The sequence below is a fragment of the Cellulosimicrobium sp. GQ32 genome (assembly GCF_059758455.1).
In genome coordinates this window covers 23,012-42,577 of record NZ_JCAXEP010000016.1, presented here as the reverse complement: position 1 = coordinate 42,577, position 19,566 = coordinate 23,012, and the positions used below count along the sequence as shown (strand labels likewise).

Below are 19,566 nucleotides of genomic sequence, written 5' to 3'. Positions count from 1 at the left end.
CCTACCGCTGCGTAGCGCGCCGGCCCGCACGGCACCCACGCGGCGGACGCCGGGACCGGGCGGGTCCGCTCAGCCGCGGCGCGCGGCGCGCCGGGCCTTGCGGGCGGCCGCTGCGCGCTCCTCGGCGGCGTCGAGCCGCGCGTCGGCGCCGTCGAGCGACTCCTGGGCCGCGGCCACGGCGTCGCGCGCCTCGGCGAGCCGCGCGCGCAGGTCCTCGCGCTCGTCGGCGAGCCGGGCCAGCTCGTCCTCGACGCGCCCGAGCTCGTCCTCCACCTGCCCGACGGCGTCGCCCGCCGCGCGCACGCGCGCGTCCGCCTCGTCGCGCTCGGCCTCGAGGCGGTCGACCTCGGCCGCCGTCTCCTCGACCTCCCGCTCGGCGGCCGCCACGGCGTCCTCCTCGGGAGGCTCGCCGTCGGCCGGGCCGGAGGCCCGCGCGGACCGGGCGCCGCGCCCGCCGCGCGTCGTGCCCGTCGCCGGGTCTGCGGCTCCTGGAGCGCCCGCGGTGCCGCCGGTCCGCGCCCGGAGCTCGACGACGTCGGCGGGCTCGCCGCCCTCGTCCACGATCCCGAACCCGACGTGCTGGAGAGCCTGCGAGAGCCGACCGGCGCGGACGAGCGCGCCCGCGTCCGGGTCCATGACGGCGGCGGTCAGCGTCTCGGCGAGCCGGTCGAGCGCCGTCGCGGAGACCGCCCGGCCCGCGACCTCGCCCGCGTCGCGCAGCTCGCCCACGACCCGCTCCACGCGCTCGCGGCGCAGCCGGTCGAGCGTGCGGATGCGCGTGCGGTCACGGTCGGTCGTGGCGTCGCGCAGCTCGTCGCCCAGGCTGACGAGCGCGGCGACGTCGTCGGGCCGCTCGCGCGCGACCTGGTTGACGACCCACGCGGCCACGGTCGGCTTGGCGAGCCGCGCCACGCGCTCCGCGCCGACGGCGTCCCCCGACGCCTTGATCTCCTTCGCCGCAGCCGTGCGGGCGACGACGAACTGCTCGAGCGGCAGCGCGAAGAGCCGGTCGACGAGCGCGTCGACGTCGGTACCGTCCCCGACCGGGGTGTCGGCGCCGCGCGGGGCCTTCGGGCTCATGACGCCCAGCGTCGCACCCCTGTGCCGGACGTGCGCCCGCTCGCCGGGTCCCCGGCGGCGAGCAGGGCCGCGAAGGCCGCCTCGGTGACGACGGGGATGCCGTAGCGGCGTGCGGTGCGAGCCTTCGTCGAGAGCGAGTCCGGGTCGGCGGCGACGACGAGCCGGCTCCGGCGCGTCACGTAGGGCCAGGGGGAGAGGCCCGCGGCGCGCGCGTCGCGCTCCCAGGCCTCGCGTGTGCGCGACATCGACCCGGTGAGCACGACCTCGTCGCCCTCGGCGAGCACGAACGCGGGGCGGAGGGCGACGGCAAGGTCGTCCGCGAGCCGCGCGGAGAGCGCCGCCTCGACGGCGCCGGCGACGTCGTCGGCGTCGAGGCCGAGCTGGCCCGCGACCTCGTGCAGCGCGGGGTCGTCGAGCAGGGACCTGTCGCCGTCCCGGTCGCCCGTGGCGGTCGCGCCGTCGAGGGCGTCGAGCTCCGCCCGGGCGAGGGCGGTCAGGTAGTCGCGGTGCACGCTCTCGACCGTGGCGCGGTCGAGCCCGGCCCGCCGCGCCTCGGCGAGGAGCGCCGCGCGCTCCGAGTGCGAGACGTAGCGGTCGAGGAGCGCGGCGTCGAGCAGGCGCAGGTAGGTCGCGGTGTCGACGTCAGGGCGCTCGGTCCGTGCGGGCGCGGCACCCGTGCGGGCGCCCGGCGCCTCGTCGAGCCCGGCGAGCCAGTGACCGTGGGCGCGGCTCGCGCCCCGCAGTACCGGCTCCACGCAGGGGAGCGCGGCGGGCAGCGACCACCGCACCCCGTCGGCCGCGGCGCGCGCCACGTCCCAGCACTCGTCGTCGGCAGCCACGTCGAGGTAGTACCCGAGCAGCCCCGCGGTCGCGCGCGCGTCGCCCAGGGCCGAGTGGACGCCGTCGTGCACGACGCCCACCGCCGCGCAGCACGCGGCGAGCGCGCGCGAGCCCGTGAGGTAGCGGCTCGCGAGCTGCTGCGTGCACAGGCACGCGACGGGGTCGATCGCGGCCGCGATGCCCGCGCGCCCGATCTCCGCGCGCAGGAACCGCGTGTCGAACGCGGCGTTGTGCGCCACGAGGACGCGCCCGGCGAGCAGGCGCAGGAGCACGGGGGCGACGCGGTCGAACGTCGGGGCGAGCGCGACGTCGGCCGCCGCGATGCCGTGCACGTGCTGGGGGCCCAGGTCGCGCTCGGGGTTGACCAGGGTGGACCACTCGTCCTCGACCCGGCCCGCGGCGTCGACCAGCACCACCGCGACCTCGGCCACCCGGTCGCCGAGGCGAGGGGAGAACCCCGTGGTCTCGAGGTCGACGACGGCGAATCCGGGCACGGGCACAGTCTGCCCGACGCCGCCCACGCCTCGTCACCACCCGGGCGGACCGCGCGGCGACCCGTGCACGCGCAGGGGTTTCGCGCAGGGAGTTGTGGGCCTACGCTCGCGAGCACACGAGCCTCCGCAGCGTCGCGTCTCGTGTGCGACTCGGCCGGACCCCGACACGACCGGGGTCGGTCGGCGGGGGCCACTGTCGAGGAGGATGCGTGAGACCACGAACGATCGTCCCGTCTGCCGCCGCCGCGAGCCTCGTGCTCGCGGCGCTGACCGCAGCGCCCGTCGGCGCTGCCCCCGGAGGCGGCCTCCGAGCCGCCGACGGGCCGCCCCCGCTCGAGGACCTCGTCACCGGCGACGCGGTCATGCAGCGGCTCCAGGACTTCCAGGACATCGCGGACGCCAACGGCGGCAACCGCGCGATGGAGACGCCCGGCTACGAGGCGAGCGCCGTCTACGTCGAGGACGCCCTGCGGGCCGCGGGCTACGAGCCCGAGCGCCAGTACTTCACGTTCGAGGACCTGGTCATCGACGACCTGTCCCTCACCGCGGCCGGCGTCGAGGTGACGTCGGACGTCTACCCGGCCGAGTTCGCGCCGGACACCCCGGACGACGGCGTCACGGGCCCGATCGTCCAGCCCGCCGACGCGCTCGTCCAGGGCTGCACCGCCGACACCTGGGACGGGGTCGCCGTGGAGGGGGCCGTCGCGCTGGTCAGCCGCGGCGCGTGCCCGTTCGCGGACAAGGCCCGGTTCGCCGCTGAGGCGGGTGCCGCCGCCGTCATCCTCTACAACAACACCGACGGCGCGCTGAACCCGACCCTCGGTGAGGCGAGCGACGTCTGGGTCCCGACCGTGGGCATCACGCAGGCCGACGGCCAGGCGATCCTCGCCGCGATCGCGGGCGGGGCCGAGGCGGTCGCGACGTACGACCTCCAGACGCACGTCGAGGAGTTCGAGACGTTCAACGTGCTCGCCCAGACGCCGGGCGGCCGCGACCACAACGTCGTCATGGTCGGCGCGCACCTCGACGGCGTCGAGGACGGGCCGGGCATCAACGACAACGGCTCCGGGTCCGCGGCGATCCTCGAGGTCGCGGTCCAGCTCGCCGCGGCGACCGACGGCGGCCAGGACGTCGAGAACGCCGTCCGGTTCGCGTGGTGGGGCGCGGAGGAGGTCGGGCTGCGCGGCTCGACCCACTACGTGAGCGACCTCGCCGCGAACGACCCCGCGGCGCTCGACGACATCGCGACGTACCTCAACTTCGACATGGTCGGCTCGCCGAACTACATCATCGGCGTGTACGACGCGAACGAGTCGACGTACCCCGCGCCCGTCGAGGTGCCGCCGGGCTCGGCCGAGACGGAGGCCGTGTTCACCGACTACTTCGACGGCATCGACCAGGCGTGGGTCGACACCGAGTTCTCCGGACGCTCCGACTACCAGGCGTTCATCGAGAACGGCGTCCCGGCGTCCGGCCTGTTCACGGGGGCGGACGGCTCGAAGACGGCCGAGGAGGTCGCGCTGTTCGGCGGCACCGAGGGCATCTTCTACGACCCCAACTACCACTCGCCGGCCGACACGATCGACAACGTCGACGCGACCGCGCTCGACATCATGTCGCGCGCGATCGGCCACGCGGTCGCGTCGCTGTCCGAGGACACGTTCGCGATCAACGGCGTGGGCAACCCGCGCGTCGACGGGATCGAGGCGGAGGCACGGTGCCTCAACGGCAAGGCCTACGTCGCCGTCCGCGCGACCAACGGCGAGGACGAGCCCGTCTCGCTGCGGCTCGTGACGCCGTTCGGGCAGCGGGCGTTCGGCCAGGTGGCTCCGGACGCGAACGCGTACCAGTCGTTCTCCACCCGGTCGGCGTCGGTCGACGCCGGCACCGTGAGCGTCGTCGCGCGCCTCGCGGGCGGCGGCGAGAACCACACCCAGACGTACGACGTCGCGTACGACGCGATCGCCTGCGGCTGACGCGGCCGGGTCACCCGGACAGGCGGGGCCGTCCTCCACGGAGGGCGGCCCCGCCTGCGTCCGACGACGTGCGCCGTGGGCAGCACGTCGCGCGCCACGACCGGTCGGCGGGGTGGGTCTCGCCGGGTCTACGCTGGCCCGCGGTGCGCCGTCGGGTGGCGCGGCGGACGAGGGGGTCAGGTGGCGAAGGAACCGTTCCTCACGACGACGGGCGACGAGCCGGGCGAGGGCCCCGACCTGCCCGGCACGACGTCGGGCGACGAGCGCAGCACCCTCGCGCGGCTGCTCGGCGAGAAGCGCCTCCTGCGCGTCCCCGCCCTCCCTGCGCTGCCGCGCCCCACGTTCCCGCGGCCGTCGTTCTCGCTGCCCGTGGCGCTCCCCGGCCGTCGGGCGCGGCGCGACGACCTCGACCCGGCGCCCGAGGCAGCTCCCGAGCCCTACCTCGACACCGCGCTCGAGGACGCGCTCGTCGAGGCGCTCGGGGACGACGGTGCCGTGGCCGACGGCACCGACGACGCTGATGCCGCGGACGGGGGTCTGCTCGACGACGCCGCGGACGACGGCGCGTTCGACGAGGTCGTCGCGGACTGGGTGCGGCGCGCGATCGCCGCCTACCCGCGGCCGTCGTACCCGCTCGAGCGCGAGTGGGACGTGTCTGTCCAGGGGGTCGTGCGGCTCGTCCCGTACGTGCCGCGGTTCGCGACGGCGCCGCTCGCGCTGCTCGACCGGTTCGGCGCCGTGACGATCGGCCCGCAGCGCGTGGGCCTCGACGGCAAGGACGTGGACTGGGAGCGCGTGGTCGAGGTCCGCACCGCTCCCGCGTGGACGTGCCTGTCGGCCGAGGCGCTCGAGGTGAACCTCGCGCAGTACGTCGTGGCGCTGCCCCCGCTGCCCGGCCGTGCGTGGGTGCTCCGCAAGATCAGCGAGCTCCTGCTCTCGCTCTACCTCGCCGTGCTGCCGCCGGACGCGGACGGCGCCGACGTCGTCGCCGACGCGCACGCGCTCCTCGGCGCGTCCGGCGTCGAGGGCGGGGCTGCGGACCGGTCCGACGGCGCGGACGCGGCCGACGTGCCACCGGACCCGATGTTCGACCGCGTGGTCACGCAGGTCGTCTACCGGCGGCGGTTCGGGACGGGCGAGGCGCAGGCCAGCACGACGTCCGTCCTGCTCCAGCTCGCGCTGCGCGGCGCGACGGACACGATCGTCCGCACCGCCGCGGAGCGCGGGGTCGAGGTCGTGCACGTGCGGGCGGAGGACACGAGCGTCGGGTCGGTCGTCGCGCGTGCGGCGACGTGGCGCCGCACGGCCCTCGACCTGCGCGAGCGCGTGGAACGGCGCCTCGGGCGCTGACGGCTACCGGTCGAGCGCCTCGAGGATGGGGGTGTCGCCGGCGGTGAACCGGACGAAGCGGCCGACCGTCGCGGGGGTGCGCACGGCCTGCGCGACGACCATCGCGACGTCCGCGCGCGAGACCTGCGAGGCGGCGCCGCCCGGGACGTCGTCGGCGCCGTCGAGCCCGTCGGCGCCGTCCCCGACGACGCGGATCGCGCCGGTCGGGTCGTCGTCGGTGAGCGTGCCCGGCCCGAGGATGGTCCAGTCGAGGTCGGTGCCGCGCAGGTGGTCGTCGGCGGCGAGCTTGGCGTCCGCGTAGGCGAAGAAGCTCGAGTCCGGGTCGACGCCGTGGTCGGGCACGGACCCGATCCACGACACCATGAGGTAGCGGCCGACGCCGGCGGCCGCGGCGGCGTCCATCGAGCGGCAGGCGGCGTCGCGGTCGACGGCGTAGGTGCGCTCCGGGCTCCCGCCGCCCGCCCCGGCGGACCACACGACGGCGTCGAACCCGCCGAGCGCGGCGGTGAGCGCGTCGACGGGGGAGTGCTCGACGTCGAGCAGGAGCGGCTCGCCGCCCAGGCGGCGGACGAGCGGGAGCTGTTCCTCGGCGCGCACGATCCCGGTCACGGCGGCGCCGTGGTCGACGAGGATCGGGACGAGCAGCCGACCCACCTTGCCGTGGGCACCGACGAGGGCGATCTTCATGCGGCGGACTCCTGTCTGCTGACGTCGAGATCGACCCGAGGGGTCGCGATCGACCCACAGGAGGCCGATCTCGAGACGGTCCGGCCGATCTCGCGGTGAGGATCCCACCGTGCTCTCCCGAGGCCGACGCCGCCACCCGGGCCGGCGTCAGGGTGTGGGAAGGCGTCAGGGGCAGTGTCGCGCGTTGGGCGCCGCGGCGAGGGTCACGGTCGCCGACCCGCGGAGGAGGTCTCCGCCCGCAGGGTCCTGGGCGCACACCGTCCAGCCGTTCGACGCACCCGGCAGCGTGCCCGCGCCCGGGTCGCGCGCGTCGACCACGACGACGCTCGCCGCGCCGCGCTTCTCGAGGTCCGCGCGTGCCTGCTTGAGCCTGGTCTCCACGAGGTTCGGCATCGGGAACGCGGGCTCGATCTCGACCGAGACCTCGACGCCGTCGGACCCGCCGGGCGGGACCGGGGCTCCCGGCCCGGAGGTCGGGGAGCCGGTGGGCTCGTCGGTGGGCTCGGTCGTGGGGGTCGCGGTCGGGAGCGCGGTGGGTGACGGCGTCGGCGTCCCGGGGCCGCCGGGCAGGGCCTCGGCGCGGCACCCGGCCAGTGCCGCGACCGCGACGGCGGCGAGCACGACCACGCGCGCGCGCCGCGGCACCGTCGCCGGGCCCGAGCGAGCTCCGCGATGCGCTCTGCGCTGCTGCGAGATGTCCTTCTGCGTCCGGCCCGTCGTCGTCGACGGTGCCGTCGTTCGTCCTGCCACCACACGTGCCCCCGGTTGCCCCTGCAAACTTCCTTGCGTCTTCGAGGGTACGTGACGGTCGCGCCGGCCGCGGCCGGGGGAACCGAGGACGGCGGGTGATCCTCGGACGCCTCAGCCGCGACGGGGCGGCGTGCGCTTGGGCGGCCGGACGGTCGGGACGTCGCCGACGATGGGGATCGGGCGACGGTGGAACGGGAACCCGTAGCGCGTGACCAGGCCGGCGAGCGTCGTCAGCCGGTTGCGCGGCCCGATGAGCCCCATGATGTGGACGAACAGCCACGCGAGCCACGCGACACCGCGCGTGAGGCGCAGCCTCCCGACCACCTCGGCGATCGCCGCACGCCGTCCGATGACCGCCATGGTGCCCTTGTCGAAGTACCGCAGGGAAGACGTCGGGCGCCCGGCGAGCAGCGCCTCGATGTTGCGCGCGACCTGCTCGCCCGCCTGGATCGCCGGCTGCGCGAGCTGTGGCAGCCCGGCGGGGGAGATCGCGATGTCGCCCGCCGCGAAGACGCCGGGCAGACCCTCGACCTGGAGGTCGTCGCCCACGACGACGCGCCCGCCCTCGCCGCGCGGCAGGCCCCAGTCGTCCACCTCCTCGTGCGGGTGGACGCCCGCCGACCAGACCGTGAGGTCGGAGCGGATGCGCGTGCCGTCCGTGAGCACGACGGCGTCCGGCAGCACCTCCGCGACCCCGGCCCCCAGGTGCAGGCCGACGCCGCGGTGGCGCAGCTCCTCGGCGGCGTAGCGGCGCAGCCTGGGGTGGAACGACTTCAGCACCTCGCCGCCGCGCTGGACGATCTTCACCTCGAACGCGTCGCCGTGGATCTCGGGGTACGCCGGGCGCAGGCCGGCGGTGCGCAGCTCGGCGAGCGCCCCCGCGACCTCGACGCCCGTCGCGCCGCCCCCCACGACCACGACGCGCAGCCCCTCGTCCGTCCCGGGGTTCGCCGCCGCCTTCTCGAGGCGGATGAAGAGGGTGTCGCGGATCTTCATCGCCTGGGACCGCGAGTACATCGGGAACGAGTTCTCCTTGGCGCCCGGGGTGCCGAAGAAGTTGGCCGTGACGCCGTTCGCGACGACGAGGTAGTCGTAGTCGACCCACTCGTCGTTGAGGAGCCGGATGCGCCGCGCCTCGTGGTCGATGCCGACGAGGTGCTCGTGCACGACCCGCACGTTCTTCTGCTTGAGCCGCAGCCCGCGCAGGAAGTAGGTCACGTCGCCGGGGTTCAGCCCGCCCGTCGCGACCTGGTAGAGCAGCGGCTGGAACGTGTTGTAGACGCGGCGGTCCACGAGCGTCACGCGCACGGGCGCCTTCGCGAGCCCCTTGACGACGGCGAGACCGGCGAACCCGGCGCCGACCACCACGACGTGCGGCAGGGGGGCGGCGGCTGCCGGTGCGGGGGCAGCGGTGACGGGCTCGGGCACGGGGCCTCCTCGGGGCGACGGGGTGGGAGAGCGCCGGTGCCCGCCCGCCTGCGTCGCGGACGTCGCCGACGACGTCTGCCAGGTTACGGCGAACCCCGCCCCCGCGCCGACCAGGGCGCCGCGGCGCGAGGTAGAGCCGTGGTCACGCGAGGTAGAGCCGTGGTCGCGCGAGGTAGAGGCGTGGTCACGCGAGGTAGAGCCGTGGTCGCGCGAGGTAGAGCCCTGGTCACGCGAGGTAGAGGCGTGGTCGCGCGAGGTAGAGCCCTGGTCGCGCGAGGTAGAGGCGTGGTCGCGCGAGGTAGAGCCGTGGTCACGTTGCCCGACGGCGGTCTGGTCACCTGGGGTGGTCGGGGTGGGTGGTGGTGCCGCGTCGACCATGCGCCGCTCGTTCCTCGCGGCTCCCGTGCTCTCGGTCGGGATCGTCCTGCGTTCGCCGGCTCACTCCGGACGATCCCGCGTTCCAGGCCCGCCACGACGCGGCACCACCACCCACCCCGCCCGGCGTCGTCTCACCCTGGTCCGCACGCACCCCGGGCGACCGCATGACCTGGGTTCTCGTTCGGCGACCAGGGCTCTACCTCGCGCGACCACGGCTCTACCTCGCGCGACCAGGGCTCTACCTCGCGCGACCAGGGCTCTACCTCGCGCGACCACGGCTCTACCTCGCGCGACCGGGGTTCTACCTCGGCAGTCGCCGGGTCGGGGCGGGGGGTCAGGCGCGGTGGTGCTCGACGTCGTCGCGGTGCAGGAGGTCCTCACGGACCACGCGGCGCAGGACCTTGCCGATCTGGGAGCGCGGCAGCTCCGGCACGACGGCGAGCGTGCGGGGCAGGGCGTAGCGGGCGAGGCGCTTCTCGCCCCACTCGCGCACGGCGGCGAGGTCGACGCGCGGGGGCGAGGCGGCCTCGTCCGCGTCGTCGAGCACGACGACGGCCGCGACGTGCTCGTCCGAGCCGCTGCCCGGCACGCCCACGACGGCGACGTCGCGGACGCCCGGCATCCCGCGCAGGTGCTCCTCCACCTGGGAGGGGTACACCTTGAACCCGCCGGTGACGATCATCTCCTTGATGCGGTCGACGAGCGTGACGAGACCGGCGTCAGGGCCGTCGAGCGCGACCCGCACGACGTCGCCGGTGCGCAGCCAGCCGTCGTCGAGGAGCTGGTGCGCGGTCTCCTCGGGGCGGTTCCAGTAGCCGCGGAACACCTGCGGGCCGCGCACGAGGAGCTCGCCGCGCACGGTGCGGGGCGCTGCGGGGTCGTCCGTGGGCTCGGGGTCGGCGTCGCGCAGGTCGCCCGCGTCGAGCGCGTCGGCGTCCACGACGCGGATCTCGGTGCTGGGGAAGGGGACGCCGAGCGTGCCGGGGCGCCGGTCGTCGGAGCAGGGATTGCCGAGCGAGATCGGCGACGTCTCGGTCATGCCGTAACCCTCGATGAGCAGCCCGCCCGTCGCGTCCTCCCAGCGCCGCGCGGTCTCGGGGGTGATGGGCATCGCGCCCGCGAACGCGAGGCGGATCGAGGTGAGGTCGGAGCCCGCCCCGGTCGCGTCGACGGCCGCCGTGACGATGCGGTCGAACATCGGCGCGACGCCGGGGAGGAAGGTCGCGGGACGGCGCGCCTGCGCGGTGACGAACGCCTGGGGGTCGAACTTGGGGAACGCGACGAGCGTCGCGCCGATACGCGCGGGCAGGGTGAGGCAGAACGTCAGCCCGAACGCGTGGAAGAAGGGCAGCACGCCGTAGACGGTCTCGGCGCCCTCCTCGAACGTCGCCCACGCCTGGCCCTGCACGACGTTCGCGACGAGGTTGCGGTGCGTCAGCACCGCGCCCTTGGGGGTGCCCGTGGTGCCGCCGGTGTACTGGAGGAGCGCGACGTCGTCGGCGCCCGGGTGGGGGAGCGCCGGCGGGAGCCCCCGCGCCCGGCGGACGAGGTCGTGCCAGTCGGGGACACCTGCGGGGACGGGGCCGCGCAGCGCGTCGCGCTGGACCCGCGCGCGGGCGACGGGCAGGCGGAGCGCGAGGCGGCTCCCGCGGGGCAGGTCGCGGGCGATGTCGAGCCCGACGACGGTGCGCAGGTCGGGCGCGTGCGTGCGGGCCTCGAGCACCGCGGGCACGGTCTTGGTCCACACGACGGCGACGCTCGCCCCGGAGTCGGCGAGCTGGTGCGCGAGCTCGTCTGCGGTGTACGTGGGGTTGTGCTCGACGACGACCGCGCCGAGGCGCTGGACGGCGTAGAACGCGACGACGTGCGAAGAGCTGTTGGGCAGCACGAGCGCGACACGGTCGCCGTGGCGCACGCCCAGGTCATGGAGGGCGCTCGCGGCGCGCTCGACCTGCGCGACGAGCCGCGCGTAGGTCGTGGTCGCGCCGAAGAAGTCGATCGCGACGCGGTCCGGCCAGCGCTCGGCCGCGCGGTAGAGGGCGGCCGTGACCGGCTCGTCGGGGATCTCGACGTCCGTCGGGACGCCGGGAGCGTAGCGGTCGGTCCACGGCCTCGTCGCCAGAGTGTTCACTACGCCACCGTAACCTACGGTTGCGTAGGTTCTGTGCGGCCCCGGTGCCGAGCAGGGGAGGACAGCGCGCGGCGAGGCGTCAGCCCGCGAGGACGTGGTCGAGCGCAGCCCGGCCCGCGGGTCCCCAGTGGGCCTTGCCGCCGGGCAGGCCCCGGTCGCCGTTCTGTCCCATGAGCAGGAGGAAGAGGGCCTTGAGCGCGGCCAGCCCGCGGGCGCGCCGGACCGTCGCGTCGTCGGCGCGCGCGTAGGCGTCGAAGAACCGCGCGACGGTGCCGGCGGGCAGCAGCACCCAGGCGGCGGCGAGGTCCCACGCCGGGTCGCCCGCGAAGAGGTCGCCGAAGTCGACGACGCCCGCGAGCGTCCCGTCCGCGACGACGACGTTCGCGGGGTGCAGGTCCCCGTGCACCCACACGGGCGGGCCCTCCCACGCGGGGGCCGCGACGGCGTCGGCCCAGACGGACCGGACGGCGGCGGCGTCGTCGGGGGCGACGGCGCGCAGGAACCCCTCGAAGCCGTTCGTGGCGTCGCGGGGGTGGGCGCCCCGGTCCGTGGACGTCGGCGCGCCGGCGGGCGCCGCGACGTGCAGCGCCCGGAGGAATCCCGCCAGTGCGTCGGCGGCGTGCTCGCCCCGCGTGATCGCGCCGTGGTCCAGCGGCTCGCCGGGCACCCACGTCATGACCGTCCAGTGCCGCGGGAGCCGCGCGGACGGCTCGCCGTGCCGCACGGGCGTGGGCACGGGGAGCGGCAGGCGGGGTGCGAGCACGGGCAGCCACCGCCGCTCCTTGAGCTGGGGCTCCGGCGTCGGGTCCATGCGCTGCACCCGGACGGCCAGGTCGTCGCCGAGCCGCCACATCTGGTTGCCCCAGCCGCCCGCGACCTCGCGGAGCGGCAGCCCGGCGAGGTCGGGGTGCTGCTCCGCCAGCGCCTCGCGGACGAGGTCGGCCGTGGTCGCGGTCTCCGTGGCGCTCATCGCGCCCACGGTACCGACGCGGCGACCCTACGCGGCGACGTCACCCTTCAGGGTGTCGCGGGCCGCGACCGAGTGCCGGTAACCGTAGAACGCGTAGATCACCAGGCCCACGACGACCCAGCCGAGGAAGCGGAGCCACGTGAGCGTCGTGAGGTTGGCCATGAGCCAGAGGCACGCGACGCCGGACACGATCGGCAGCACGGGCGACCACGGCACCTTGAACGAGCGCTGCAGGTCGGGCCGCGAGCGGCGGAGGATCGGGATGCCGAAGCTCACGAGGACGAACGCGGAGAGCGTCCCGATGTTGATCATCTCCTCGAGCAGCTCCACCTGGGAGAGCCCGGCGATGAGCGCCACGACGATCCCGATGCCGACCTGGAGCCGGATCGGCGTGTGGTACCGGTGGGAGGTCCGCGAGATGCCGCGGGGGAGGAGACCGTCGCGGCTCATCGCGAAGACGACGCGCGTGAGGCCGAGGAGCAGCACCATGATCACGGTCGTCAGGCCGATGAGGATGCCCACGGAGATCACGCGCCCGGCCCAGTCCGCGCCCACGAGGATGAACGCCGTCGTGAGCGACGGCGCGTCGGACTCCGCGAGCTCGGTGTACGACACCATGCCCGTCACGACGAGCGTCACGAGGATGTACAGGACCGTGACGATCGCGAGGCCGCCGAGGATGCCGCGCGGGAGCGTGCGCTGCGGGTCCTTGGCCTCCTCGGCCGTGGTCGCGACGACGTCGAACCCGATGAACGCGAAGAAGACGAGCGCGGCGCCCGCGAGCAGGCCCATCACGCCGTACGTCGTGGGCTCGAGCCCCGTGAGGAAGCCGACGAGCGGCTGCTCGAGCGCCGACTGCTCCGGCGCGGGCTGGGCGGGCGGCACGAACGGCGAGTAGTTCGACGCGTCGACGAAGAAGAACCCGACGACGATGACGAACAGCGTGATGCCCACCTTGATGACCGTGAACACGCTGTTGACGCGCGTGCTGAGCTTGGTGCCGATCGCGAGCAGCGTGGTGAACACCGCGACGATGAACACCGGGCCCCACTCGAGGTCGACCGGACCGATCGGGATGGTCAGCGGCAGGTCGATGCCGAACAGCCCGAACGCGTCGCCCAGGTAGACGCCCCAGAACTTCGCGATGACCGCCGACGCGAGCAGCATCTCCAGGATGAGGTCCCACCCGATGATCCACGCGACGAGCTCGCCCATGGTCGCGTAGGAGAACGTGTACGCCGACCCGGCGACGGGGATCGCGGACGCGAACTCGGCGTAGCACATGACGGCCAGGGCGCACACGATCGACGCGATGACGAACGAGACGATGACGCTGGGTCCCGCATAGTTCGCGGCAGCCGTCGCGCCGACGGAGAAGATGCCCGCGCCGACCGCGACCGCGACCCCGAGGACCGCGAGGTCCCAGGAGGTCAGGCTGCGCTTGAGCGAGCGTTCCGGGTCGTCGATCGCCGCGAGCGAGTCCTCGACGGACTTGCGACGGAACAGGCCGGTCCTCGTGGCCACGGGTTCGCCTCCCCGGCGTCGGTGACAGGTCCGTCCATTGAACCGGTCCCGCGCCGACGTCGCGCGGTGGCGGTCCGGCGCCCTGCCCCGAGCGGACGGCGGTCAGGCCGGGTGCCAGCGCGCCCCCCAGCGGCGGGTCAGGCGGCCGCCGGACGTCGCGGCGTGGGCGCGCACGCCGACCTCCACGGCGTCGGCGACCGCGTGCGCGGCGGCGTCCGTGTCGGCGAGGAAGCGGACGGTGACGCGGGCCTCCCCGCGCACGACGCCGACGTCGTACGCCTCGACCGTCGTCAGGGCGCGTGCCGCCGCCGCAGCGGCGGGGAGCACGGCCTCGGGGTCGGCGCCCGGGCGCAGCAGACCCACGGTGAGGGTCACGCGGTACGACGGCACGGCTCAGCCGAGCCCCGGCAGCCCGGCTTCGTCGCACGGGTCGAGGTCGACCGGGCCGGACACGTCGAGGCGGACCAGGTCGCCGTCGGCCGTCACGCGCACCGACCACCCCGCCGGGTCCGTGGCCTCGACCGAGGCGGACCCGCCGTGCTCGGCCTCGACCACGTCGGACGGCTCGCCGAACCCGTGCTCGTCGAGCACCGGGGCGATCGCGTCGGGGACCTCGGCGATCAGGCCGTACGCGTCCTCGCCCCCCGGCGTGGCCCGGGCGTCGGGGAGGAAGACGACGCAGCGACCGTCGTCCTGCGCCGTCGCCGTGGCGCCCCCGCCGTCGTCGGTCCAGCCGTCCGCGCCGTAGACGCCCTGGACGGCAGCGAGGACGTCCTGCCTTGTCTGCTCGTACTGCGTGACGGCGTCCGGCGCGGGCGGCTCCGCCGGCTCGTCGGCGCCGCACGCGGCCACGGTGGCGAGAGCAGCCAGCACGAGCACCACCCCCGCGGCCCGCGCGGGTGCGCTCTCGCGCCGTGTCGTGGCCTGCTCCGTCATGGGTCCCCCTCGGTCGTCGCGTGCGCGTCCGCGGGGGACGCTACCAGCGCCGTCGGACGCGCGACCCGCGGCTGGATGGGGAGCACGACCCATGGCCCCGGGTGGGCGGACGGCGGTACCGTCGCGGCGACCTGCGGGCGAGGGGGAGACATGAGCGGGATGTACGGGGCGGACGTCGCACGGCTGCGACAGCTCGGACAGCGGTTGTCCGAGGCCGCCGACAGGCTGACGTCGCTGCGCGGCGAGCTCGACGCGCTGGTGACGTCCAGCCCCTGGGAGGGGCCGGACGGCGACGCCTTGCGCGGGGAGTGGTCGACGTCGCACGGCCCGGCCGTCGCGGCGGTCGGCGCGATCCTCGGCGACGCGGCGGCCGCCGTCGTGCGCCAGGCGGACCAGCAGGAGAGCGCGAGCACCGACGGGGTCGGCGGCCCGGGTGGGGGTGGGTCGGGCGGAGGCGGCGGGGACCGCAGCACGCCGGGCGAGGACGGCGACCGGCCCGGCGACCCGGACCTCACCGACGACCTCGGCGACTACGAGGACGTCCCGCCGATCGACCTCGAGAACGAGGACTTCTCGATCGACGACATCAACCAGGGCCAGGTCGGGGACTGCTGGTTCCTCGCCGGCCTGGGCGCCGTCACCACGACCGACCCGAACTTCCTGCGCGAGCACATCCGGCTCAACGACGACGGCACGTACACCGTGACGATGTACAAGGACGGCGAGCCGGTCGAGATCGTCGTGGAGCCCACCGTCCCGGAGAACGGCGTCGGCGGCCAGAACGGCGAGCCGAACTGGGTCTCGATCTACGAGAAGGCGGCGGCCGAGTACTTCGGCGGCGACTACCAGGACATCGACGGCGGGCACTCCGACGACGCGTTCGAGGCGATCACGGGCCGTCCTGCCGAGCGGTCGGGCGAGCTCAGCCTCTCCGACATCCAGGACCGGCTGAAGGACGGGCCCGTCGCCGTGGGCACGGAGGACGACGACGCGTTCTGGTTCTGGGAGGACGAGGTCGACGACAGCCGCATCGTCCCCAACCACGCGTACGTCGTCACCGAGGTCAAGGAGGTCGACGGCGAGCTGAAGATCCACGTCGTCAACCCGTGGGGACCCGGCGGCGGCATGCTGGACGGCGAGCAGAAGGTCGGCGACCTCTGGCTCACCGAGCAGGAGTACAAGGAGAACTTCGACTCGGTCTACACGGGAGGCTGACGCATGGCAGGCAACGACGAGGTGCGCCGGGCGCGCGTGCCGCAGGGCGCGCAGGCGGAGTTCGCCGACGTGCGGGTGGGCGTGATGCGCGTCGGCGTCGGCGCGGGGCGCGCGCTCGCGCAGCTCGCCGTCCGTTCGCCTCGCGGCGAGGACGTCCTGCGGGCGGACCTCGGGGACACGATCGACCTCCACGGTGCGGGCATGCTCCACGTCGACGACGTGGAGGGAGAGCCGGGGAGCTCGAGCGGAGCGGTCACGTTCACGTTCACGCCCGCCTGAGCCGTGCGGTCGGCGGCGGCGCTCAGCCTGCCGCGTCGGCGGAGAGCACGGCGACGAGGAAGTCGGCGTCCGGGGTCCACGGGCGCAGGTCCCACGTGGCGAGGGCCAGGTCGAGGTGCAGCCCGGCCTCCTCGGCGTCGGCGAGGAACCGCTCGGGCGCGTAGCCGCGTCCGGTCCCGAAGCCGACGACGGCCCGCCCGCCCGGCGCGAGGTGCGCCCGGAAGCGGCGCAGGACCTCGACCTCGGTGCCCGGCGCGAGGAACGTCACGACGTTGCCCGCGCACACGATCGCGTCGAACGGCTCGGTGACACCCTCGGACGGCAGGTCGAGCTCGGCCAGGTCGCCCACGCGCCAGTCGGGCCCCGGGTGGTCGGTGCGTGCGGCCTCGACGAGGACCGGGTCGACGTCGACCCCGACGACCGTGTGGCCGCGCGCGAACAGCTCCGCGCCGACGCGCCCCGGCCCGCACCCGGCGTCGAGCACCCGAGAGCCGCGAGGCAGCATGGCGTCGACCAGCCGCGCCTCGCCCGCGAGGTCGGCCCCGCGGGCCGCCATCGTGCGGAACCGTTCGACGTACCAGGTGGAGTGCGACGGGTCGGCCGCGGTCTTCTGCTCCCAGCGGGAGGGACGGGTGGCGCTCATGGCGACGACGCTACCCGCGCGGGGTGAGACCGGTCCCGTGACCTTGGTCCCCGGTGCCCTCCGCCTCGGCGCGCTGCGAGAATCGGAGGATGTCTCCCGCCGCACCGCCCGCCGTACCCGGCACCGCGCCCGTGACCGACCTCGCCTCCAGCGCCCCGACGGGCGAGGTCCTCGCCGTGTGCCGCGTGCACGCACTCCTGCCCGACGCGGGGCCCGTCGGCGTCACGGCGATCGACAAGCGGCCCGTGGACGGGCCGGTGAAGGTGCGCCGCCTCGGTCTCTACGCCGACCTCCAGGCCGACCGCGCGAACCACGGCGGCGAGGAGCAGGCCGTGTACGCGTACGGGCAGGACGACACCGACTGGTGGGTCGGGCAGCTCGAGCGGGAGATCCCACCGGGCCTGTTCGGGGAGAACCTGCGGGTGCGCGGCATCCCCGTGAGCGAGGCCGTCGTGGGGGAGCGCTGGTCCGTCGGTACCGCGCTGCTCGAGGTCACCCAGCCCCGCACGCCCTGCTCGACGTTCGCGCGACGGCTCGGCGAGGACAAGTGGGTCAAGCGCTTCACCGCTGCGAACCGGACGGGCGCGTACCTGCGGGTCGTGCGCAACGGCGAGCTGGCGGCGGGAGATGCGGTGACCGTCTGCTACCGGCCCGAGCACGGCGTGACCCTCGCCGACTGGTTCGGGGCGTGGAACGCGCGCGGCGCGGAGCCGGAGCGCGCGGCGGGCGTCGCGCGCCGGCTCCTCGCCGCGCACCTCGAGGGCGACGTCCGGCTGTCCGACGAGCTGCGCGCCCGCGCCGAGATCGCGGCCGGGCGGCGCATCGAGGACTGAGCGGAACGCGTCCCACCTGCGGCGACAACACCACGGTGGCGCGTCGAGTGAATTCATGCGCACCACTGACAAACTGGCCGCGCTCCACTACGCTCCCTGCTGAGCGCTCACTCGTATCAATGTCGATCAAGCAGGGAGCACGACATGAAGAAGTTCCTCAGCGCGGCCCTCGTGGCAGGTCTCCTCGCGACCGGTGCGGTCGCCGCCACGGCCCCGGCCGCGTCGGCCGCAGTCGTCGGGTGCAGCGTCAGCGGGCCCACCCTGAACGGGGCGACGGCGAGCGTCACGAACCTCAGCTGCACGCGGGCGCGTGTCGTCGTCAAGTACGTGTCGAACGGTCAGGTCAGGGTGGCGTACGGCGCCTGGGTGGCCAAGGGCGGCATCTCGCGTGCGAGCGCGCCGTCGGTCAGCTCGATCGTCTCCGTCTCCGCGGACGGCGGTCTCTGACCTCCGCACGCGGATGCGACCGGCCCGCCGGTGCCCTCCGGGCGCCGGCGGGCCGGTGCCGTCAGCGCTCCGCGCGCGGGATGCGGGGGGCGCGCGGGCCGCGCGGCGGCTCGTTCGGGGGCCACTCGCCGTCGTCCGAGCCGTCGTCGGCGGTGAAGAGCAGGTCGTGCAGGCGGACCTGCACGTTCTCGACGTCGGGGACGTCGTGCAGGTTCAGGCCCGGCTTGTCGGTCGCGTCCGAGATGACGAGCGTCCCGCACCCGAAGATCCGGTCGATCGGGCCCTTCTCGTAGTTCACGTCGTTGATGCGGTAGAGCGGGATGTCCCGCCCGGTCCGCGTGATGATGCCCGAGCGCATCGCGATGCGCTTGTTCGTCACGGTGTACTCCGTGGTCCGCCAGCGCAGCCACGGCACGAACACCCAGACGATCGCCGCGACGAGGGCGAGGCCCGCGACGACCCAGCGGACGACGTCGTTCGGGACGAGCACGACTGTGACGACCACCGCCGCGACGAGGACGACGAGGAGCACGAACGGCCAGAACAGCGCCTTCGCGTGCTCCTTGAGCTCCATGACGACGTGCTCGCCCTCGGTGAGGTGCTTCTCGCTCAGACCCATGGGCAGCATCGTGCCACCTCCCGGACCCCGGGGGGAGGGCCGTCCCGCCGGTCGGCCGCGCGGGGCTCAGGCCTGTGCCGAGAGGTTCCAGCCCTCGACCGTGCGCAGTCCGTGACCGTAGCCCAGCAGGCAGATCGCGGCCGTGCCGAGCTCGAACCGTGCGCCCAGGGACGGGTCGATCCCGAGCCACACGGTGGCGAGGACGCGGAGCAGGTGCCCGTGCGCGAACAGGACGACGTCGTCGCCACCCTGCAGCGTCGGCTCGATGCGCCGGACCACGCGCCCGGCCCGCTCGGCCACGTCCGTGAGCTCCTCGCCGCGGTGGCCGTTCGCCGCCGCGAGCACGTTGACGCCGTCCCGGAAGATCAGCCACTCGTGGCCCAGCTGCTCGCCGACGTCGACCGCGGTCCGGCCGTCGACGGGGCCGTAGTCCCACTCGGCGAGGTCGTCGTCGGTCTCCGCGTCCGGGAACCCCGCGAGGTCGGCGGTGCGTCGCGCGCGCTGGCGCGGGCTCGAGAGCACGACGGCGGGGCGTCGTCCGCGGCGGTCGGCCCACCGCTGGAGCCACACGCCGGCCGCGACGGCCTGCTGCTCGCCCGCGACCGTGAGGGGGATGTCCGAGCGCCCGGTGTGGCGGCCGCTCGCGCTCCACTCGGTCTCGCCATGGCGCACGAGGACGAGCTGCGGGTCGGGTGCGGTGTCGTTCGCGGTCACGGGGTCGGCCTTCCTGTGGGGGGTCCTCCAGCAGGATCACCCGGGGGCGCCCGGGGCGCGCGCCGGGGGCGTCAGTCCGGGACGCCGTCGATGCCGTTGATCGCGAGGAACACGACGAGGGCGCCGAGCAGGACGACGGCGATCCCGGTCGCGACGAGCAGGACGGTGCGGGGGCGGACGCGCACGGGGACTCCGGAGGTCGGGGGTGGGGATGGGGCGGTCGACCCCATTCTCGCGCGCCGGGGTGGGTGGTCCCCGTTAGCGTCGGTACG

At 75.1% G+C, this 19,566-nt stretch carries 19 protein-coding genes; 6 read left to right on the top strand and 13 right to left on the bottom strand.

The window, feature by feature from the left end; genetic code table 11:
- Positions 1-69: 69 nt before the first annotated feature.
- Together AC6CH9_RS19570 and AC6CH9_RS19565 are read right to left on the bottom strand one after the other, a co-directional pair.
- Complete coding sequence (locus AC6CH9_RS19570) at positions 70-1,080, bottom strand: hypothetical protein (protein WP_498156383.1); 1,011 nt, start codon at positions 1,078-1,080, stop codon at positions 70-72.
- Positions 1,077-2,414 (bottom strand): exonuclease domain-containing protein, encoded by a 1,338-nt coding sequence (locus tag AC6CH9_RS19565; protein WP_498156382.1) that lies wholly within the window; start codon positions 2,412-2,414, stop codon positions 1,077-1,079. The genes AC6CH9_RS19570 and AC6CH9_RS19565 overlap by 4 nt, the downstream gene beginning before the upstream one ends.
- 209 nt (positions 2,415-2,623) lie before the next feature.
- Between AC6CH9_RS19565 and AC6CH9_RS19560 the strand changes: the two genes are divergently transcribed.
- Positions 2,624-4,390, top strand: coding sequence for a M28 family peptidase (locus AC6CH9_RS19560; protein WP_498156381.1), 1,767 nt, complete (start codon positions 2,624-2,626; stop codon positions 4,388-4,390).
- Positions 4,391-4,570: 180 nt separating this feature from the next.
- Positions 4,571-5,740 (top strand): hypothetical protein, encoded by a 1,170-nt coding sequence (locus tag AC6CH9_RS19555; RefSeq protein ID WP_498156380.1) that lies wholly within the window; start codon positions 4,571-4,573, stop codon positions 5,738-5,740.
- 3 nt (positions 5,741-5,743) lie between these two features.
- Here the strand turns inward: AC6CH9_RS19555 and AC6CH9_RS19550 are convergent, their stop codons facing one another.
- The 8 genes from AC6CH9_RS19550 to AC6CH9_RS19515 form a co-directional block, all read right to left on the bottom strand.
- Positions 5,744-6,427, bottom strand: a complete 684-nt coding sequence (locus AC6CH9_RS19550; RefSeq protein ID WP_498156379.1) for an SDR family oxidoreductase — start codon at positions 6,425-6,427, stop codon at positions 5,744-5,746.
- 165 nt (positions 6,428-6,592) lie between these two features.
- Complete coding sequence (locus AC6CH9_RS19545; protein WP_498156378.1) at positions 6,593-7,177, bottom strand: PASTA domain-containing protein; 585 nt, start codon at positions 7,175-7,177, stop codon at positions 6,593-6,595.
- A gap of 111 nt (positions 7,178-7,288) precedes the next feature.
- Positions 7,289-8,983 (bottom strand): NAD(P)/FAD-dependent oxidoreductase, encoded by a 1,695-nt coding sequence (locus AC6CH9_RS19540; RefSeq protein ID WP_498156377.1) that lies wholly within the window; start codon positions 8,981-8,983, stop codon positions 7,289-7,291.
- 334 nt (positions 8,984-9,317) lie between these two features.
- Positions 9,318-11,114 carry an AMP-binding protein gene (locus AC6CH9_RS19535; protein ID WP_498156376.1) on the bottom strand — a complete coding sequence of 599 codons (1,797 nt, stop codon included), beginning with the start codon at positions 11,112-11,114 and terminating at the stop codon, positions 9,318-9,320.
- Between the two features lie 79 nt (positions 11,115-11,193).
- Entirely contained in the window at positions 11,194-12,084 is an 891-nt protein-coding gene (locus tag AC6CH9_RS19530; RefSeq protein ID WP_498156375.1) for an aminoglycoside phosphotransferase family protein, read from the bottom strand.
- A gap of 27 nt (positions 12,085-12,111) precedes the next feature.
- Positions 12,112-13,608 carry an amino acid permease gene (locus AC6CH9_RS19525; protein ID WP_498156374.1) on the bottom strand — a complete coding sequence of 499 codons (1,497 nt, stop codon included), beginning with the start codon at positions 13,606-13,608 and terminating at the stop codon, positions 12,112-12,114.
- A gap of 102 nt (positions 13,609-13,710) precedes the next feature.
- Positions 13,711-13,998, bottom strand: coding sequence for a hypothetical protein (locus AC6CH9_RS19520; protein WP_498156373.1), 288 nt, complete (start codon positions 13,996-13,998; stop codon positions 13,711-13,713).
- 3 nt (positions 13,999-14,001) lie between these two features.
- Positions 14,002-14,544 (bottom strand): hypothetical protein, encoded by a 543-nt coding sequence (locus AC6CH9_RS19515; protein WP_498156372.1) that lies wholly within the window; start codon positions 14,542-14,544, stop codon positions 14,002-14,004.
- Positions 14,545-14,694: 150 nt separating this feature from the next.
- Between AC6CH9_RS19515 and AC6CH9_RS19510 the strand changes: the two genes are divergently transcribed.
- Positions 14,695-15,759 carry a C2 family cysteine protease gene (locus AC6CH9_RS19510; RefSeq protein ID WP_498156371.1) on the top strand — a complete coding sequence of 355 codons (1,065 nt, stop codon included), beginning with the start codon at positions 14,695-14,697 and terminating at the stop codon, positions 15,757-15,759.
- 3 nt (positions 15,760-15,762) lie between these two features.
- Positions 15,763-16,038 carry a hypothetical protein gene (locus tag AC6CH9_RS19505; protein ID WP_205206671.1) on the top strand — a complete coding sequence of 92 codons (276 nt, stop codon included), beginning with the start codon at positions 15,763-15,765 and terminating at the stop codon, positions 16,036-16,038.
- Between the two features lie 22 nt (positions 16,039-16,060).
- Here the strand turns inward: AC6CH9_RS19505 and AC6CH9_RS19500 are convergent, their stop codons facing one another.
- Positions 16,061-16,681 carry a class I SAM-dependent methyltransferase gene (locus tag AC6CH9_RS19500; RefSeq protein ID WP_498156370.1) on the bottom strand — a complete coding sequence of 207 codons (621 nt, stop codon included), beginning with the start codon at positions 16,679-16,681 and terminating at the stop codon, positions 16,061-16,063.
- An 89-nt stretch (positions 16,682-16,770) separates the two neighbouring features.
- Here AC6CH9_RS19500 and AC6CH9_RS19495 point away from each other — a divergent pair, with 89 nt between their 5' ends.
- Together AC6CH9_RS19495 and AC6CH9_RS19490 are read left to right on the top strand one after the other, a co-directional pair.
- Positions 16,771-17,514 (top strand): MOSC domain-containing protein, encoded by a 744-nt coding sequence (locus AC6CH9_RS19495; RefSeq protein ID WP_498156369.1) that lies wholly within the window; start codon positions 16,771-16,773, stop codon positions 17,512-17,514.
- Between the two features lie 144 nt (positions 17,515-17,658).
- The gene (locus tag AC6CH9_RS19490; RefSeq protein WP_498156368.1) at positions 17,659-17,961 is read left to right on the top strand and encodes a hypothetical protein; all 303 of its coding nucleotides are present in this window, start codon (positions 17,659-17,661) and stop codon (positions 17,959-17,961) included.
- Between the two features lie 61 nt (positions 17,962-18,022).
- Here the strand turns inward: AC6CH9_RS19490 and AC6CH9_RS19485 are convergent, their stop codons facing one another.
- Complete coding sequence (locus AC6CH9_RS19485) at positions 18,023-18,589, bottom strand: PH domain-containing protein (protein WP_498156367.1); 567 nt, start codon at positions 18,587-18,589, stop codon at positions 18,023-18,025.
- Positions 18,590-18,646: 57 nt separating this feature from the next.
- Positions 18,647-19,294 (bottom strand): histidine phosphatase family protein, encoded by a 648-nt coding sequence (locus tag AC6CH9_RS19480; RefSeq protein ID WP_498156366.1) that lies wholly within the window; start codon positions 19,292-19,294, stop codon positions 18,647-18,649.
- Between the last annotated feature and the right edge of the window lie 272 nt (positions 19,295-19,566).

Excerpts from the sequence above, each read along its gene's own strand:
- AC6CH9_RS19505 (WP_205206671.1), top strand. The coding sequence starts at position 15,763 with ATGGCAGGCAACGACGAGGTGCGCCGGGCGCGCGTGCCGCAGGGCGCG.
- AC6CH9_RS19550 (WP_498156379.1), bottom strand. The coding sequence starts at position 6,427 with ATGAAGATCGCCCTCGTCGGTGCCCACGGCAAGGTGGGTCGGCTGCTC.
- AC6CH9_RS19485 (WP_498156367.1), bottom strand. The coding sequence starts at position 18,589 with ATGCTGCCCATGGGTCTGAGCGAGAAGCACCTCACCGAGGGCGAGCAC.
- AC6CH9_RS19495 (WP_498156369.1), top strand. The coding sequence starts at position 16,771 with ATGTCTCCCGCCGCACCGCCCGCCGTACCCGGCACCGCGCCCGTGACC.
- AC6CH9_RS19540 (WP_498156377.1), bottom strand. The coding sequence starts at position 8,983 with ATGGTCGACGCGGCACCACCACCCACCCCGACCACCCCAGGTGACCAG.
- AC6CH9_RS19530 (WP_498156375.1), bottom strand. The coding sequence starts at position 12,084 with ATGAGCGCCACGGAGACCGCGACCACGGCCGACCTCGTCCGCGAGGCG.
- AC6CH9_RS19500 (WP_498156370.1), bottom strand. The coding sequence starts at position 16,681 with ATGAGCGCCACCCGTCCCTCCCGCTGGGAGCAGAAGACCGCGGCCGAC.
- AC6CH9_RS19570 (WP_498156383.1), bottom strand. The coding sequence starts at position 1,080 with ATGAGCCCGAAGGCCCCGCGCGGCGCCGACACCCCGGTCGGGGACGGT.
- AC6CH9_RS19510 (WP_498156371.1), top strand. The coding sequence starts at position 14,695 with ATGAGCGGGATGTACGGGGCGGACGTCGCACGGCTGCGACAGCTCGGA.
- AC6CH9_RS19490 (WP_498156368.1), top strand. The coding sequence starts at position 17,659 with ATGAAGAAGTTCCTCAGCGCGGCCCTCGTGGCAGGTCTCCTCGCGACC.
- AC6CH9_RS19515 (WP_498156372.1), bottom strand. The coding sequence starts at position 14,544 with ATGACGGAGCAGGCCACGACACGGCGCGAGAGCGCACCCGCGCGGGCC.